The 13829-nt window shown below is 59.7% G+C and carries 22 protein-coding genes; 14 read left to right on the top strand and 8 right to left on the bottom strand.

Annotated features, from left to right (window positions below; all coding sequences use genetic code 11):
- Window positions 1-2: 2 nt before the first annotated feature.
- Both ASG59_RS08895 and ASG59_RS08890 read right to left on the bottom strand, forming a co-directional pair.
- On the bottom strand, window positions 3-755 hold the full coding sequence (locus tag ASG59_RS08895; RefSeq protein WP_056408365.1) for a hypothetical protein: 753 nt from the start codon (window positions 753-755) through the stop codon (window positions 3-5).
- A gap of 1 nt (window position 756) precedes the next feature.
- The gene (locus tag ASG59_RS08890) at window positions 757-1323 is read right to left on the bottom strand and encodes a hypothetical protein (RefSeq protein WP_056408363.1); all 567 of its coding nucleotides are present in this window, start codon (window positions 1321-1323) and stop codon (window positions 757-759) included.
- Here ASG59_RS08890 and ASG59_RS20450 point away from each other — a divergent pair.
- Genes ASG59_RS20450 through ASG59_RS08865 form a run of 6 tightly spaced genes read left to right on the top strand, consistent with a single transcriptional unit; the run spans window position 1322 to window position 3538 of the window.
- A complete protein-coding gene (locus tag ASG59_RS20450) occupies window positions 1322-2035 on the top strand; it encodes a hypothetical protein (protein ID WP_162245439.1) in 714 nt (237 codons plus the stop codon). The two genes, ASG59_RS08890 and ASG59_RS20450, sit on opposite strands and share 2 nt — an antisense overlap.
- 55 nt (window positions 2036-2090) lie before the next feature.
- Complete coding sequence (locus tag ASG59_RS08885) at window positions 2091-2429, top strand: hypothetical protein (protein WP_156399179.1); 339 nt, start codon at window positions 2091-2093, stop codon at window positions 2427-2429.
- Window positions 2426-2713 carry a hypothetical protein gene (locus ASG59_RS08880; RefSeq protein WP_056408356.1) on the top strand — a complete coding sequence of 96 codons (288 nt, stop codon included), beginning with the start codon at window positions 2426-2428 and terminating at the stop codon, window positions 2711-2713. The genes ASG59_RS08885 and ASG59_RS08880 overlap by 4 nt, the downstream gene beginning before the upstream one ends.
- On the top strand, window positions 2710-2919 hold the full coding sequence (locus tag ASG59_RS08875) for a hypothetical protein (protein ID WP_056408353.1): 210 nt from the start codon (window positions 2710-2712) through the stop codon (window positions 2917-2919). The genes ASG59_RS08880 and ASG59_RS08875 overlap by 4 nt, the downstream gene beginning before the upstream one ends.
- Complete coding sequence (locus ASG59_RS08870) at window positions 2916-3269, top strand: hypothetical protein (protein WP_056408351.1); 354 nt, start codon at window positions 2916-2918, stop codon at window positions 3267-3269. The genes ASG59_RS08875 and ASG59_RS08870 overlap by 4 nt, the downstream gene beginning before the upstream one ends.
- Window positions 3266-3538 carry a hypothetical protein gene (locus ASG59_RS08865; protein ID WP_056408348.1) on the top strand — a complete coding sequence of 91 codons (273 nt, stop codon included), beginning with the start codon at window positions 3266-3268 and terminating at the stop codon, window positions 3536-3538. The genes ASG59_RS08870 and ASG59_RS08865 overlap by 4 nt, the downstream gene beginning before the upstream one ends.
- A gap of 44 nt (window positions 3539-3582) precedes the next feature.
- Here the strand turns inward: ASG59_RS08865 and ASG59_RS08860 are convergent, their stop codons facing one another.
- Both ASG59_RS08860 and ASG59_RS20445 read right to left on the bottom strand, forming a co-directional pair.
- Window positions 3583-3873, bottom strand: coding sequence for a hypothetical protein (locus ASG59_RS08860; RefSeq protein ID WP_056408345.1), 291 nt, complete (start codon window positions 3871-3873; stop codon window positions 3583-3585).
- Between the two features lie 92 nt (window positions 3874-3965).
- Entirely contained in the window at window positions 3966-4454 is a 489-nt protein-coding gene (locus ASG59_RS20445; protein WP_156399178.1) for a hypothetical protein, read from the bottom strand.
- Window positions 4455-4987: 533 nt separating this feature from the next.
- Between ASG59_RS20445 and ASG59_RS08850 the strand changes: the two genes are divergently transcribed.
- Complete coding sequence (locus tag ASG59_RS08850; RefSeq protein WP_082528698.1) at window positions 4988-5659, top strand: recombinase family protein; 672 nt, start codon at window positions 4988-4990, stop codon at window positions 5657-5659.
- A gap of 263 nt (window positions 5660-5922) precedes the next feature.
- Here the strand turns inward: ASG59_RS08850 and ASG59_RS20440 are convergent, their stop codons facing one another.
- The 3 genes from ASG59_RS20440 to ASG59_RS08835 all read right to left on the bottom strand — a co-directional run bounded on the left by ASG59_RS20440 (window position 5923) and on the right by ASG59_RS08835 (window position 7858).
- Window positions 5923-6096, bottom strand: coding sequence for a hypothetical protein (locus ASG59_RS20440; protein ID WP_156399177.1), 174 nt, complete (start codon window positions 6094-6096; stop codon window positions 5923-5925).
- Between the two features lie 434 nt (window positions 6097-6530).
- Window positions 6531-7049 (bottom strand): hypothetical protein, encoded by a 519-nt coding sequence (locus ASG59_RS08840; protein ID WP_056408333.1) that lies wholly within the window; start codon window positions 7047-7049, stop codon window positions 6531-6533.
- Complete coding sequence (locus ASG59_RS08835) at window positions 7046-7858, bottom strand: hypothetical protein (RefSeq protein WP_156399176.1); 813 nt, start codon at window positions 7856-7858, stop codon at window positions 7046-7048. Before ASG59_RS08835 ends, ASG59_RS08840 begins: the two co-directional genes overlap by 4 nt.
- A gap of 150 nt (window positions 7859-8008) precedes the next feature.
- Between ASG59_RS08835 and ASG59_RS08830 the strand changes: the two genes are divergently transcribed.
- Complete coding sequence (locus ASG59_RS08830) at window positions 8009-8362, top strand: hypothetical protein (protein ID WP_056408328.1); 354 nt, start codon at window positions 8009-8011, stop codon at window positions 8360-8362.
- A gap of 206 nt (window positions 8363-8568) precedes the next feature.
- Here ASG59_RS08830 and ASG59_RS20435 read toward each other — a convergent pair whose 3' ends face one another.
- Complete coding sequence (locus tag ASG59_RS20435; RefSeq protein WP_156399175.1) at window positions 8569-9264, bottom strand: hypothetical protein; 696 nt, start codon at window positions 9262-9264, stop codon at window positions 8569-8571.
- Between the two features lie 585 nt (window positions 9265-9849).
- Between ASG59_RS20435 and ASG59_RS08825 the strand changes: the two genes are divergently transcribed.
- The 6 genes from ASG59_RS08825 to ASG59_RS21085 form a co-directional block, all read left to right on the top strand.
- Window positions 9850-10491 carry a ParA family protein gene (locus ASG59_RS08825; protein ID WP_082528697.1) on the top strand — a complete coding sequence of 214 codons (642 nt, stop codon included), beginning with the start codon at window positions 9850-9852 and terminating at the stop codon, window positions 10489-10491.
- The gene (locus ASG59_RS20430) at window positions 10488-10847 is read left to right on the top strand and encodes a hypothetical protein (RefSeq protein WP_156399174.1); all 360 of its coding nucleotides are present in this window, start codon (window positions 10488-10490) and stop codon (window positions 10845-10847) included. Before ASG59_RS08825 ends, ASG59_RS20430 begins: the two co-directional genes overlap by 4 nt.
- A 725-nt stretch (window positions 10848-11572) precedes the next feature.
- The gene (locus tag ASG59_RS08815; RefSeq protein ID WP_156399173.1) at window positions 11573-11986 is read left to right on the top strand and encodes a hypothetical protein; all 414 of its coding nucleotides are present in this window, start codon (window positions 11573-11575) and stop codon (window positions 11984-11986) included.
- Between the two features lie 87 nt (window positions 11987-12073).
- Window positions 12074-12652 carry a hypothetical protein gene (locus ASG59_RS08810; RefSeq protein WP_056408320.1) on the top strand — a complete coding sequence of 193 codons (579 nt, stop codon included), beginning with the start codon at window positions 12074-12076 and terminating at the stop codon, window positions 12650-12652.
- Window positions 12649-12906: a hypothetical protein gene (locus ASG59_RS08805; RefSeq protein WP_056408318.1), complete on the top strand. Its 258-nt coding sequence runs from the start codon at window positions 12649-12651 to the stop codon at window positions 12904-12906. The genes ASG59_RS08810 and ASG59_RS08805 overlap by 4 nt, the downstream gene beginning before the upstream one ends.
- A 725-nt stretch (window positions 12907-13631) precedes the next feature.
- A partial coding sequence (locus ASG59_RS21085; protein WP_210168507.1) for a hypothetical protein occupies window positions 13632-13829 on the top strand: 198 nt, incomplete at its 3' end.

Below are 13829 nucleotides of genomic sequence, written 5' to 3'. Positions count from 1 at the left end.
GCTTACGACCACTTCAAGAAAACGAAACCGACCGCACCCTTCGTGCCGACCGCTGCGATGCCGTTGCTTCCCGGCTCACCACCGTCGCCGACGATGACTGTGTAGGTCTGACCGGGGATCGGAGCCGGTCCGCGCGAATTGGGGATGGCAACGTCGCCGATCTTCCAGTTGACGGTCGCCTTGCCCGATGCGCCACCGGCACCGCCCTGGCCACGGCAGTCGCCGAAAAAGCACGCTCCAGCGCCCCCAGGAAGGCCGCCGCCGAAAACGTTGGTATCGCCACCTGAAGCGCCACCGAGAGGCCCTGTGACCCCTGTACGGGCATTGGCGGGGTATCTGCCGCCCTGGCCACCGCCACCGCCGCCTCCGCCGCCCCCGGTGATGACATTCTCACCCAAAGACGAGTTCTTCCCGTCGAAGCCGTTGACACCGCTCGCGACCGTGCTCCCGCCGTCATAGACAGAAGAGCCGGGACCACCGGAGCCGCCCACGGCTTCGCAGTAGAGCTTGGTGTAGGTCGGACAAAGCCAATTATAGGTTCCGGCGACGTCGAAGCGGATTTCACCGGCCGACGTGTTGGACACGCATCTGAAATCCTCGATCGAGATGGCGCCGGAGGCCGGGACCTGCGTGATCGAGGCAGGGACGTGGGCGCCCCCGCGATAGAAGTCCGTCAGGGAGATGTTGGTCAGCGACACGCCGAACTCGCTGGCGATGTCGGTGAGGCTGATCGGACCAGAGCAAGGGATCGTCATCTTAGAAAGCCCTCGCGGTCACGTTGCCACGAAGCTTGAGATCACCATCCTTCGTGAGCAGCATCTGGAGGACGCCGTTGGTGTAGAAGTTCATCGACTTGTTCGCGACGTCGACGACGATCGAGTGGCCCGAAGCAAAGTCGAGATGAGGGTTCCCAGCGCCGTCCACGTAGAGGGCGTATGCTTCGCTCCCGACGTTGAGACGGGGAACCGTGAGGGCGCCGGTCAGGGTACCGCCGCTCTTCAGCGCGAAGTTGCCTGTTCCCAGGCTCGTCGCGAGGGTCTCCAGGGTGCCCGTCAGAAGGCCCTTGCCGAAAGCAGACAAGACCAGGGTGTCGGCGCCGCTCGTCGTGTAGATCGGCACGCCGTCAGCCGTGCGGGGCGTCTTCATGAGCGGGTTGTTGAGGTCGGTGTGGGTCGAAGTGACCGGTCCACCGAGCGCGGGGAAAGTCGCGACAAGCTTTCCCTTGATGAGGCGGATGTGACCCGGACCTTCAGCGATCGGGTCGCCCTGGGGCGGATTGGTGGGGTCGAGGTCGGCGATCCAGTCTGCGGTTTCGATAGTCATGCGGCTCCAGGCAGGGTTTCAAAGGTTTGAGATGGTCCCAAGGACCGTCTGGTATTTACCCTGCGCGGAAAAGCTCAGAATTCACTCTTATATTGAGGTTTTGAAGCTCATAGCCGTAAATATGGTTATGGCCCAACGCAATCCGAAACCAAGAGACGTCGAGTACGACGCTTTCATCAACATGCATCACCGTTGTTTCAATCCCAAGCACAAGCAGTACAAGGACTACGGCGAACGCGGTATCTGGGTCTGTGCTGAGTGGGTCGATAACTTCGACCAGTTCCTCACGGACGTCGGTCGAAAGCCTGATCCTTCACTGACCCTGGACAGGATCGACAATAGTAAAGGGTACGAGCCCGGAAACGTGCGTTGGGCCTCCAGACAGACCCAGAGTCGGAACATTAGGTCCAATCGCTGGATCACGGCCTTCGGCGAAACGAAGCTCTTGTGTGAATGGGCCGAAGAATACGGCATCACATCCCAACTGATCCGAAATCGCGCGACGATGGGGTGGCCGATCGAAGACGCCATTGCGAGGCCAATTCAAAAGTCGTCGAGGTGGAAACACTATAATATCGACGGTTACAACATGACCTGTCACGGTCACGCCAATCGTCTGGGATTGTCGTCTCCAGGTCTGAGCTACCGTATGGCAAAGCATGGCATGAGCATGGAAGAAGCCATTGCCGACGCCCAGAGAGCAAAGAAGTGACTGATTTCACTGCGACGAAGTCGCTGAACTACCTCAACCTCATTCCTGAGACCCTGTGAACATGATCCCCGCAACTTTGAACCTGACCGGGTACGACGACCTCGACATCAACGACGTCGACGGTATCGTCACGAACGCCTTCAATGCAAACATCGAAGTCCGAGAAATCCACGTTACTTTCAAGACCTTTGCGAATTGGCAGAAACAGGCGCGGAAGAACGCGTTGATCGATCGCATCAATGACGTCCTCGATCTGCCCGACGACGCTGCCAAAGCTGATGAGCTTGCCGCGATCCTGGAAAACTTCGATCGCAGGATCGATGGCTCGATCGAACAGATCGTCACCTCGTGGGGTACCGTCAAAGTCTTCCCCTTCGATCCTCGGGACGCATGATGGCCCTGATCGAAGAAAAGCACCTCGAAGCCCTTCGGGCCGACCTTCTCAACTCGCCGTCTACGCTTGTGCTGCGTGATGCGGCGTCTCTCTCAGAAAACGAGTTGATCTCCCACATCGGCAGCCGAGCCCGGCGGAAGATCAAGACAGAGGCCGTCGTCCTTTCCCGTCGCGCCCACAAGACGCTTTCCAAAGAACTGGCGCCCGAAGAGGACGAAGGGATGATCAATCGCGTGATCACGTCCTACCGGGACATCGCCCTCATCGTGGATCGGCAATCGTGATCAACGCCCACAACGCCGCCGGGACCGCCACCACCGAAAGGTCGGTGGCGGCCCTCATCACCTTGAGGATGCAACGCGAGATAGACCTGAAAGCGATCTTCGCGGCACTGAACCTGGAGTACGGCACCGACACAGTCGACGACGCGGTTGCCATGATCCAGGAGCTTATTGAGACCTTTTCCAAGTACGAAAGCCTTTGCAAATGAACCTCAACACCATCGAAGAAATCCTGACCGGCCTCGTTACCGTGGTCCAGAAAGTCCAGGAAGACGAGAAGACCCGTGAAGCCGCCAAGCACGCGGAAAGCGCCAAGTGGCACAGCGACAACTATGTCGAGGCGCTTTTCCAGGCAGCGAAGACCATCCCTGTGTCGAAGGTGTACGGCCCCGACCTCGTCGAGACCATCGCCCAGGTGATCAGAGATGACCTCCAGGCCGAAGCAACGGTTTCCCTGGCCTCTGGTACCAAGATCAACGTCGAAGCCGATCCTGAGGCCGTCCAGGAGCTTGCAGAGGCCATTGCGTCGAAGTTGAAGGCGGAGAGGATCGTCCGGTGACGTACTTCACCGTTCACGACCTTTGTTTTCTCCGGGACGGCATCACCCTCGACGAGGTTGAAGACGAAATCTATGATCGGATGATAGGCGATCCGAAAATGAAGTTCGCGGTTGTCAAGGCAGAGCACTTCGATCTTCTGGCCTCGGTGCATTCACCGAATGGCGACGTCATCCGGATCGACAAGGTCTTGGTAAGGTGGGGCCTTTTCGAGCGAGACGATTTTCGCGAAGCGAACGACGCTATGATGAAGCGAGGTCTCATTCGCTGAACGACGAAGGCCCAGAGGATCATCCCCTGGGCCTTTTTCTTGGGTCAGTACCCCTGGATCGTCAGAAAGGATGCTTCGCCGGTCGTGGCGTCGATGACGGTGATCGAGCGGGGGCGTCTGCGTTCGATCTCCGCCTTCGTCCTGGCGGAGGATACCTCGTAGTCGTACTCGGATTGGCGGACGAATTCCTGGAACTCGGCATCGCGCTTTGCTTCCCGAACGCTCTGCTCAAGCTTGTCGATACGGTTCTGGAGCCGTCTGGTCTCTGCGTCCATGGCGGCGGCCGACACGGTCAGAAGAAGGGTCGCCGCGATGGTTGTGATGATCCTGGTCATGGTCTCTCTCAGATGATGATCCGGAGAGATTCTCACGAGCGGGGAATCCCGTGAAGCGATACGCCTGAGGGTGGTAAACGGCGAGTAGAGGATCAGGCGGCGTAGAAGGCAGCGATCTCTGCGACGATGGGGTCGAGCTTCCTCTTCCTGGCGCCGCATCGACCGACCGGGAGGTAGAGGGCGCCAAGGGCTCCCATGCCCTGTTCACGCATCCTCTTTTCGACGGTCTGTTGGCGGACTCCGAAGATGAGCGCCCAAGCGGTCAGGCACCGTTCTTCACCGTTCAGGGTCACCCGGACGGTGTCGCGACGGTTTGCGGCCTGTTCTTCACGGGTGGCCCAGCGACAGTTTTCAGGACAGTAGTTTCCATCGTTATTGCGACGGTCAAGGGTATACTCTGGGCCGGGCTTGGGGGAAACATCCTCGACGAAGGTCCAGAAATCGTTGCTCCAGCGGTCACAGACCGTGATACCACGGCCGCCGTAGCTTTCGTATCCATCGCTGTTCGGTGTTTGGCAGCGGCGTCGCATCATTCTCCATGTAACGTAGAGGGGATGCTTGTAGGCGGGGGTATTGGACATGGTTCCATTGAAGTACGTGATGGAACCTGGGTAGACGGTCGATGGAAAGGGGGTCGATATCTTTTTTGGGACGTTTCGGCCCAGGGGTGTCAGAGCGTTGGGGGAGGTTCGTGGAGACGATTTGCCAAATCGATCGCTGGCCCGCGTTTACTAAACTCCCCGAAAGGTCGATCGGGGGTCTTGACAATTCCGAAAAAAGAATACCTTGGGCATAGGGAGGCTCATTGACTGAATTATTTCAAATACTTACGCCTCCCCTGCCCCATCTGTACTTCATCAATACTGCGGCTGTGCTTCGTTGCGACGCGATAGACTCGTGTCGTGATCTGTTCCTGATCTTTTCGGAATTCATCCGGACATTGGGCGGACATTGGCCCGTCATGTGGGTGCGGTAAGGTAAACGCCATCTTTACCTTGACATTGCTGTCGAGTGTTGGCCTCGCGCGTCCGCCTGTGCTTGGAATACCTCGGAAAGGCCCGTTGACATTTGCAAACGGTCGTGAGCAAATGTGTTCACAGGCGGAGTTGAGCACATGTCCCTGAGCTTTGTTTCCTACCGGCGCGTTTCTCACGAAGATCAAGGCATCTCGGGTCTTGGCCTCGAAGCCCAGGACGCGGCCATCATGGCTCACGTCCAGGCCAAGGGTGGGAAGCTGGTCGGTGAGTTCGTCGAGGTCGGCTCGGGTGGCGACGATGATCGTCCCGAGCTTCTCAAGGCCCGTGCTGCGGCCTCGAAGCACAAGGCCATCCTCATCGTGGCGAAGCTCGACCGCCTGAGCCGTGATCTGGCCTACATCGCGACCTTCCTCAAGGGTGAGAAGAAGGGGAAGCGCCACGTCGCTCCCGAGTTCGTCGCGTGCGATATGCCCCACGCCGATACCCCGATGCTGCAAATCATGGGTGTGTTCGCTGAGTTCGAGCGCAAGCGCATCTCTGTGCGCACCAGAGAGGCCCTCAGCGCCTTGAAGGCCCGTGGGGTGAAGTTGGGCGGGACGAACATCGAAGGCGCCTGTGCGGCCTCTCTGGCGAAGCGTCAGGCCAGTGCATCGGAGATGAAGGCGCGGGTCATGCTCTCGATCAACGACATCCGGGGATCGGGCATCACGACGCTCAAGGGCATCGCCGAAGCGCTGAACGATCGCGGGATCAAGACGTCGCGTGGTGGTGAGTGGTCTGCGACCCAGGTCAGCCGGGTCATGATGTAACAATGTTACATCTGCCCTCGGCGACAGCGATATGCTCTATCTGAGCATAATCAAAGCTCGCGAGGACGAACCGTTCTTTCTTCTCTACTGGATAGTCCCCACAATCGTCCCACAAGCCCATACAGAGGCTTCTCCACGATCCCGCTACTATGCCGCCGATACTCATCAACGCCTCTGTACGGACCTCTGGGGCGATGTCCTCGACGACGATCAGGTAAGACCATCACCGCGACCGTCTCCCCATCCTCCAGGGGAACGTCGGCTCATCTTGGTTCGAGCGTTTCGCTCATCTTGGGCACGGCGTCGTCCTCATCTTTCCCGTCACGTTCCCCGTCATGTTCTCCTACGGGCTGATCGACGATCCATGGCGGAATTGGTAGAGCGTTCCGGATCAGGATTTGCTTGACGGTGGCGATGAGGATGGGGCTGTGCTTCATGCCTCTACTTACTCGTGGGCATGTGTTGCAAAAATGACACGCCCCATTAAGACCTTCCGGATCAGCGTCCACATCACTCTCTTCTTCCGACGAGGCGCGCCATCTTGTTTGTTTCCCGACGAGATCGATGACCTTGTTTCCTTCGACACGAGATCAGCGACCTTCTCCTTTCGCGACATCCACGTCGAAGACGTCAAATCGAAGCGAACGAAGAACGAGGGCTTGTCCTCGTTTTTCGGGCGCGAGATTTGCGCACGGGCGAGCGAAGCGAGCTTGGGCGCCTTCACCTTCCTTCAAAAGTCATAGATATACAGTAGATTACTTACAGTAGATGCTAACGCATCAATGAATCTACTGTATATCTACTGTAAGTATCTATGACTTTTCGTCGAAGTCGAACTCCTATATCTATGACTTTCGACTGCTCGTGGTTCCTATTGGAAGCCGCGCTTCCTCTGATCGATCTCGGCACGCAGGTCGTCGAGGGCCGTCTTCTTCCGGAACGGGTCGCTGATCTGGCCCTTGACCTCGATCAAGCTGTCGCTGATGAGACCGAGCAGATGGACGTAGCTCGACTTGAACTCGTTGTTCTGGTTCTCGATCCTGGCGACACGTTCACCAAACCGAGTTGGGATCAGCGTGTCCTTGACGTCCATGCCGGTCACTTCGGCGACGAGGCCACCGAGGTGGTGGAACTTCTCATGGTTCGTTCCGAGATAGTGTTCGAACTCGGCTTTGCGAACCGACTCTTCATAGACCGTATTCGCCAGGGACTCGACGTTTCGGAACTCTGCGGTGATGGTGTTGGCCACGTCCTCGATCTCGATCACGGCTTCCTGGAGTCCATCGAGCCGATCGTTGAGCTTCTTCAGTTCGGCGGTGTTGGCTTCGATGGCCTCTTTGTTGGCCTGGGTGAGGTCCAGGAGGGCGTTCAGTTCTTCGGGCGAGATCATGCCTTCGATCCTCCCGACGCCGTCCTGGTGGCCTTCTGAGCCGTCTGGGACTTCCTGCGCGCGGCGTACCCACACCGATCGACGAACTGTTGAGCGACCAAGCCCATGGCCTTCTGCTTGGGCGTGATGAACAGCGACGTCATGGCATCGGCCACGAGCTTCTGACCGTCCACGTAGATGGTCGCCACCGGCATCAGGTTGCCATCCTCGTCGGCGGTGAACGTGACGTGGACGTACTGGCGCTCGAAGTAGTTGAAGCCGCCATCGTGGTCCGAGATCACACCGTACAGGTCCTCTGGATCGTTCAGGGCAATGCGGTCGCGAAGCTCATGGACGAACGTCTCGCTGAAGGTGCCTTTGCTTTCGTTGACATCGATGATCTTGTTCTCGAACGACGTCGCCTTCCGAAGTTGAACGTTCCGGCTGAACTGTCCCCCGTTCTTCTTTTGAATGTGGTGCGCGGGCAGGACCCAGGCATCGATCGAGAGCTTATACCGAAGGTTCTTCTGGCGCTTCCGGACCTTGCCGGTCTTCTGGCACGTGTACTCCAGAGGCTTGTCGTCGTTGTCGATCACGCCGACCACGGCGTAGGTCACCATGTCGATCGGCATCATCGGACCGACGCTCGGGTGATGTGCTGGGGTCCAGGTCGTGGCAGGCAACGGTTCAACCACGGGTGCGGGCGCGGGCGCCTGGACCGGCCCAGGGGCAACGATGGTCGACGTGATGCTGATGGTTTCGTTGGTGGCCAGCTTCCGGGCGGCCATTTCCGCCCGCATCTTTGCCAGGGCGCCCGTCTGACGGGGCATCCAATGTGTCGTCATACTATGTCTTTTCCTCAAAACGATACGACCCCGAAAAGGGGAAGATGTATTGTCTATGCAGGACCGCTGATCGCCCCGTCCATATTCTCGTGAGCCCTCGAAGAATAATGACGCCACGGCGGTCGGCTCGGCATCATGCCGGTCATGATGAGTATTGATCACAGCGACAATCGCCGTTTTGCTACGTCGTTCGAGGAATACGTTGCTCGGGAGAACATGGAGCGGGTCCAGCGGAACCGCCTCATGCTCATGAAGCACGACCGTCTGAAGACGCTTTCCGAAACCCACCCCTTCCAGTTCCAGGTGCGACACCTTCGGCACCTCATGGCTTCGCTCACGGCCAACATTGGGCAGTTCATCGAAATCCAGAATGGCGTGTTCGAGTGGCTCGACGAGCATGCTCCGGGCTACGAGGTCTCTGATAGCTTCGAATGGATCATGATCCCGGACCTCGTCAGCGCAATGGCCTTCAAGATGCGATGGGCTTGATCCGACCCGGTACCCCTCGATCCTCCCCGGACCGCTTCGCAGCCCTGGCGACGGCATCCCTTGCGGCTCGCTCAGCCTCGTTGGCGCGCATCCGCTCCGCCCTCGCCTGTCGGATCGTTTCGGCGACGGCTCTGGCAATGGCGCTGGGCATCCGGCGACCATAGCGATCGTCGAGTCGGTGCCAAGCTCATTTGATGGCGTCCCCATCATGGCCGCTTGAAGATCGAGGCAGCGGCGGCCGACAGCTTCATCCCGGCCAAGGCAGCGGTCGGGATCGATGGGAGCGGTATCGGGAGGTGGTGCTGAGCCCGCGCCGCCTCTCGTTTTGCAGCCCTGACGCGAATGATGTCGGACCTTACACGCCCAAATATCACCCGATCCTTAACCACCGCGACAAGCGGAGCTAAGATAATATCCCTTGAGGGTCTTATTGCGGGGGATAAGGGTGGAGAAGAAGGCGGTTCTACCTGGAGAACCGGCGCTGAAGAGGAAGCGGCAGAAGGGGTTTTCGGGAGGGTTGGCGCAAGAATCGAGCCATACTCGGGGCCGAACCGAAAATGATTTGGGGTGTCCCGGAACGTCTTGGTGTTCTCGACGAAGTAGCAGACGGTGTCGTCGTTCATCTTAAGGATGAATTCGACCCGCACCAGGGCATCGCGACAGGACCGGATTCGCTGTCGCGTCCACGGCTTGCCGTTCGAATCGCACGACCCGCACCAGACCCTGAAGCGTGGGTGGTCCTGGATCGTGGTCGCGAACGCGAAGCTCTCCACGTCCCTGGGCGCAAGCCTCGCCAGGAACAGGCCGATCTTGGCCGCGTCCTCCCTCACCCGGCATCGAGGGAGATCACCCAATGCCGTCGTCAGCCGCTCCTGGAGCAGCCCATAGATATCCGTTCCCACGACCCGTCTCCCGACAGGTGCCGTAAGGCCAAGCGCCATCGATCCCTCTCACGAGGGTCTTGACGCCAAAGATAAGGGAGTTTACGAGTCGGGATACTGATTGCCCGATCTCGTAGACCCCGTTTCAGCAAGCCCGGTCCGCCAAGACCGGGCTTTCTGCTTTTTTGCCCCTACGACACGACCCAAACCCTCATGCGATTCGCCCTCACCCTGTTGACAGGCTGGGGACAAGCTCCGAGCGATTGCACGTGGCGGACGCAAGGTCAAGAATCCCTCTGGGGATGATTTCCGATCGTCATGATGACGGCCTGCCCTCGTCTTGGCGATCCGTCAGTTTTTCGTTGTACGAATTATCGATGCTTGGGTTTTTCAGCAAAACGCTCAACTTGGCGATCAACTTCGATCCAGGTTCTCCGGACGTTGATCCCCAAGTTGAGCGATCCTGTACCATTTCGACCGCTCGCCTCGCCAAGGCATTAACTGTCCGTTAAGCAATGCCCCTGTGATGTGCGGGTATGCTCTTGCAGTGGTGTGCGGCCGTGCGGCCGTGCCGAACCAGAACCGTGCGACCGTCCCGGAGCCGCCATGAAGACGCTTTCCCTGGTTTCCCAAAAAGGCGGCTCCGGCCGCACTACCCTGTCGCTTCATCTCGCCGTCGCGGCTGAGCGGGCTGGTCTCATGACGGCCATCGTCGACCTGGACCCTCAGGCATCGGCCTGGAAATGGTCTCAGCGACGCAAGGGCCAGCCGCCGGAGGTCATCACGGCGGTGGCGGAGCAACTTGAGGAACTCAAGCGGAAGGCTTCGGAGGGCCTCGATCTCCTGATCATCGACTCGGCCCCACACGCGGATCGCGCCGCGCTGATGGCATGCAAGGCCGCCGATCACATCTTGATCCCCGCCCGCGCCAGCATCCTTGACCTGGACGCCCTCACCCCGGTGCTGGACCTTGTCGAGATGGCGCGTAAGCCCGCGACTGCGGTCCTCAACGGGGTGAGCACCTCGACGAGTGTGGACGTCGACGAAGCCAAAGAGGTCATCCGCGCCCGTGGCGTCGATCTCTACCCGGAGTACATCCACGAGCGGGTGGCGTTTAAGCGGGCGCTGATCGCGGGCCAGACCGTTCAGGAGGTCGGCGCTGATCCCAAGGCGACGAGAGAGATCGAGGGGCTGTTCTCCTGGGTGTGCGCGACGCTGAACCTCACCATGACGGAGAAGGCGGCATGAGCACCCCAGCAAGAGCCCGCCCGAGCCTTCTGGACGCGGCCACGGATCAAGTCGCCACCGGCCGCCCTGCCCCTGAGAAGCCCCCGAAACAGTCGTCTGAGATCGTCGAAGAGGTCGTCCTATCGAAGCCTCAGACTGTATCGTCGAAGCGCATCCGTCCCCCCAGAAAGCGTGTTGCAGCCGACGATCCGCGTGGGATCACGGTGTGGGTCGAGCCGGACGTCTTCCGCGCTCTGAAGCAAATCGGTCTGGCCGAAGCTCTGTCGATGCGGGAGATGATGACCGACGCCATCGCGGGATACCTCCGAAGGAAGAAGCAACTGAGTATCGCTAAGTCCCCGCCACCAAAGTCGTAACCGACGCACGGCTGTGCGGTCGCACAACACCAGGATCGCATGACCGCAACGTTGTGCGATCCTTCGTCCGCAACACCGCACATCACCAGATGATCACGGCCGTGTGACCTTTCTTTCGAAGGGTTGTGCGGCCATGTGGAACTGTATCCACAGGATCGCACGGCGGTGCGGCCGTGGCTGTCTTGTTTCACACGGCCGCACGGCCGCATAGGTGTTGGACCGCACGGCCGCACGGCCGCACGGTCACAGACATGCAGCCCTGAGACCCCCGATGCGCCGTATCGCCCTGACTCTCTCCCTGATCCTCGCAGCCACCTCTGCGGTGGCAGAGCCCGCCTACGTCGGCACGTGGACGATGCGCCCCGGTCCGGGATGCCTCTCACCGGTCACGATCACGGCGACCAAGGCTGAAGCCGACGAGTGGCAATGCTCCATCCCTCCCACGAGGCCCCAGGCGGGCGTTTGGCGGATGACGCTCCAATGTGCCCAGGAAGGTGAGGAATACGCTCACAGGGCAACGTGGCGCGTCCAGGACGGCAAGCTGATCACGATGGTCGGGCGGACCCGCGAGGTCTACCGCCGCTGCCCGCGCTGACCCCCGTTTACCAACCCCGAACCCGCCCGCTTGACGGCGCCCAGCGCCGTGGCAGTTTGAAGGTACGACACGGGTCCTGGCAGCGCAGGGGACCACGGCGACGTCTCTCCCCTGCGCGCTGGAGACCTCGATGTCGCTCGATCCCTCGCCCATGCCTGTCCACCCCGTCCCGCCCGTCTCTGACGCATCGTGGTGGGGGCTGACCTATGTCCAGCGCAATGCGCTCTTGGGGCTCATCACCGGCACGGTCGAGGCCGGTGACGGTGGCCGGATCGTCCCCAATCGCTGGGTGTACGCCAACATACCCGACTGCGGTCGCAACCTCCACGCCCTCTGCAAGATCGGCTTCGTGGCCGAGTACCCCCGACACGAAGGCGGGTACGCCCGCGTCGGTCTGAGCCCGGCCGGTGAGGCATGGATGATCCGCAATCTCCGGATGCCCGTCGACCTCGATGACCGGCGCCGATGGGTCGCCGACAACGTGGCGCGCCTCGTGTGGCGAAAGGGGAAGACCCGCGCGATCACCCGCTCCCGCCCCCACTGATCCCCGTTTACCAATATCCGATCCGAACGCTTGCACTATTTCGGATCGGTGGAAGCGTCGATCTCAGATCACAGCGGAGGACAAGCAATGGCAATCATCGCAACGAACGACTTCGACGCCGGGTTCGAGGTCGTCGAACCCTACCTCAACACGATCAAGGGTATGATCGTCGGTGCCTACGAGGCACCTTACTGTGACTATCATACGGGAGACTACTACTCGGTCGAATGGCGGTGGATCGCGAGAAACGTCCCTGACGCCGACTACAACCTCAACACCCTGTTGGCCGCCGGGTACATCTGGGAAGCGTCGGTGGGCGAGAGTGACGACGTCGTGATGATCGGTCTGACCCACGGCGCCTTGACCTGGGTGGCCCAACATCTTGGCATGCCCCAGGACCTCGTCGAGATCGAGGACCCGGAGAAGCTCCAGGCCTGGGCAGAGACAGCCATCGAGCCGACGTTCGTTCGGGGCGGCACGGTCAATCGTCGCCTGGGGATCAAGACGGTCTCCGAGATCGTCCGCCGCAAGGTCTACACACGCGAAGAGGCGATCGAGGCAGACCGCGAGATCGCAGCGCTTGTCGAGGGTGGTGCCATCACTCCCCAGAGCGCCGCAGCATACCGGTCCCACATCACCCGGAGATTGAGAGAGGGCAACCCATGAGCCAGATCAAGATCAACCGCGCCCGCCGTCTCAGCAAAGTCGGCCCCTATACCGAGACCTACGAAGCGGTCCTGAGGGCCATCGGCCCGGTGGTCATCGCCCGCGTCACGTCCCAGGAGCTTGCTGATCTCTGTGATCGGGTCTGGGACTCGTGGGAGCGTACCAAGAGGATCGAGCACCGGGAGGTCGTCAATTCGGGCGCGGTCTGGGACGACGAGAACGGGGTCCTGCGCAACGTCGGGTCGGCACCTTGACCAGACGCGAAAGACCCGCCCAGATTGCTCCGGGCGGGTCACCAACAACTGAGACAATGAAAAAACATCGGGCCAACAACCTCCCGACTTCTTCAATCTACCAACCTGTGTTCCGAATGTCGAAATTAAAGGGTGGCTGTGAGCGTTTTTACTACACGGTGGGGAGATTGGATCAACCCAGACGTCTACCCAGACGATCATGATCTTGACGACTTCCCTATCCGAGAGCCGCTAACCGAGGGCGAAATGGGACGTCACCTGAACCAGATGGGCTGGCGACGGAACACTGACATGCGGAAGTGGTGCATGGAACGGGACCTCTGGGTGATGATCACCCGTCACCCACTGAACGAGAAGGCGGGCATGGTGTACTTCCGAAGCCACCAGGAATTCATGGAATGGAAGCTGAAGTGGACTTGAAATAAAAAACCCGCCCTCGAATGCTGTGCGGCACAAGAGGACGGGTCAGACGATTTCTTGGAGATTACATCTTTGCCGGGGAGCGACTCCCGACCTCTTCAATCTACCAACATGATCCCTGAGCGTAAATAAAAAAGCGGCCCAGAAAACAAAAAGAACGCCGCATCGAAGGTCGAGCCTCCAGCGCCACCTGACCAGCCACCGGTAGAGCTTCGCTCCCGGTGGCTTTGTTTATCGCAAAACCACTCTAATATCGGGATAATCGGGGCTCACCTCGTAAATACCCTGTGCCCATGCTTGCCCCCATGTTCGTCGTCAACTTCCGATCGCCTTTTGAGGCCGACGTCGTCCACGATCTGATCACTCGTGATCCGTCCTTTAATTGGGAGGATCACTATGAGGCGATCCGGCTCCCGTACACGGTCCCAGAGCGGACAAGCATGTACACGCCCGACCTCTACTGGCCCGATCGCAAGCTCGCGATCCGATCGCAAGCTCGCGAT

Source organism: Methylobacterium sp. Leaf466 (genome assembly GCF_001425565.1).
Classification (GTDB): Bacteria; Pseudomonadota; Alphaproteobacteria; order Rhizobiales; family Beijerinckiaceae; genus Methylobacterium.
Note: the sequence above shows the minus strand (reverse complement) of the source record. Positions and strands in the feature narration are given on the sequence as shown.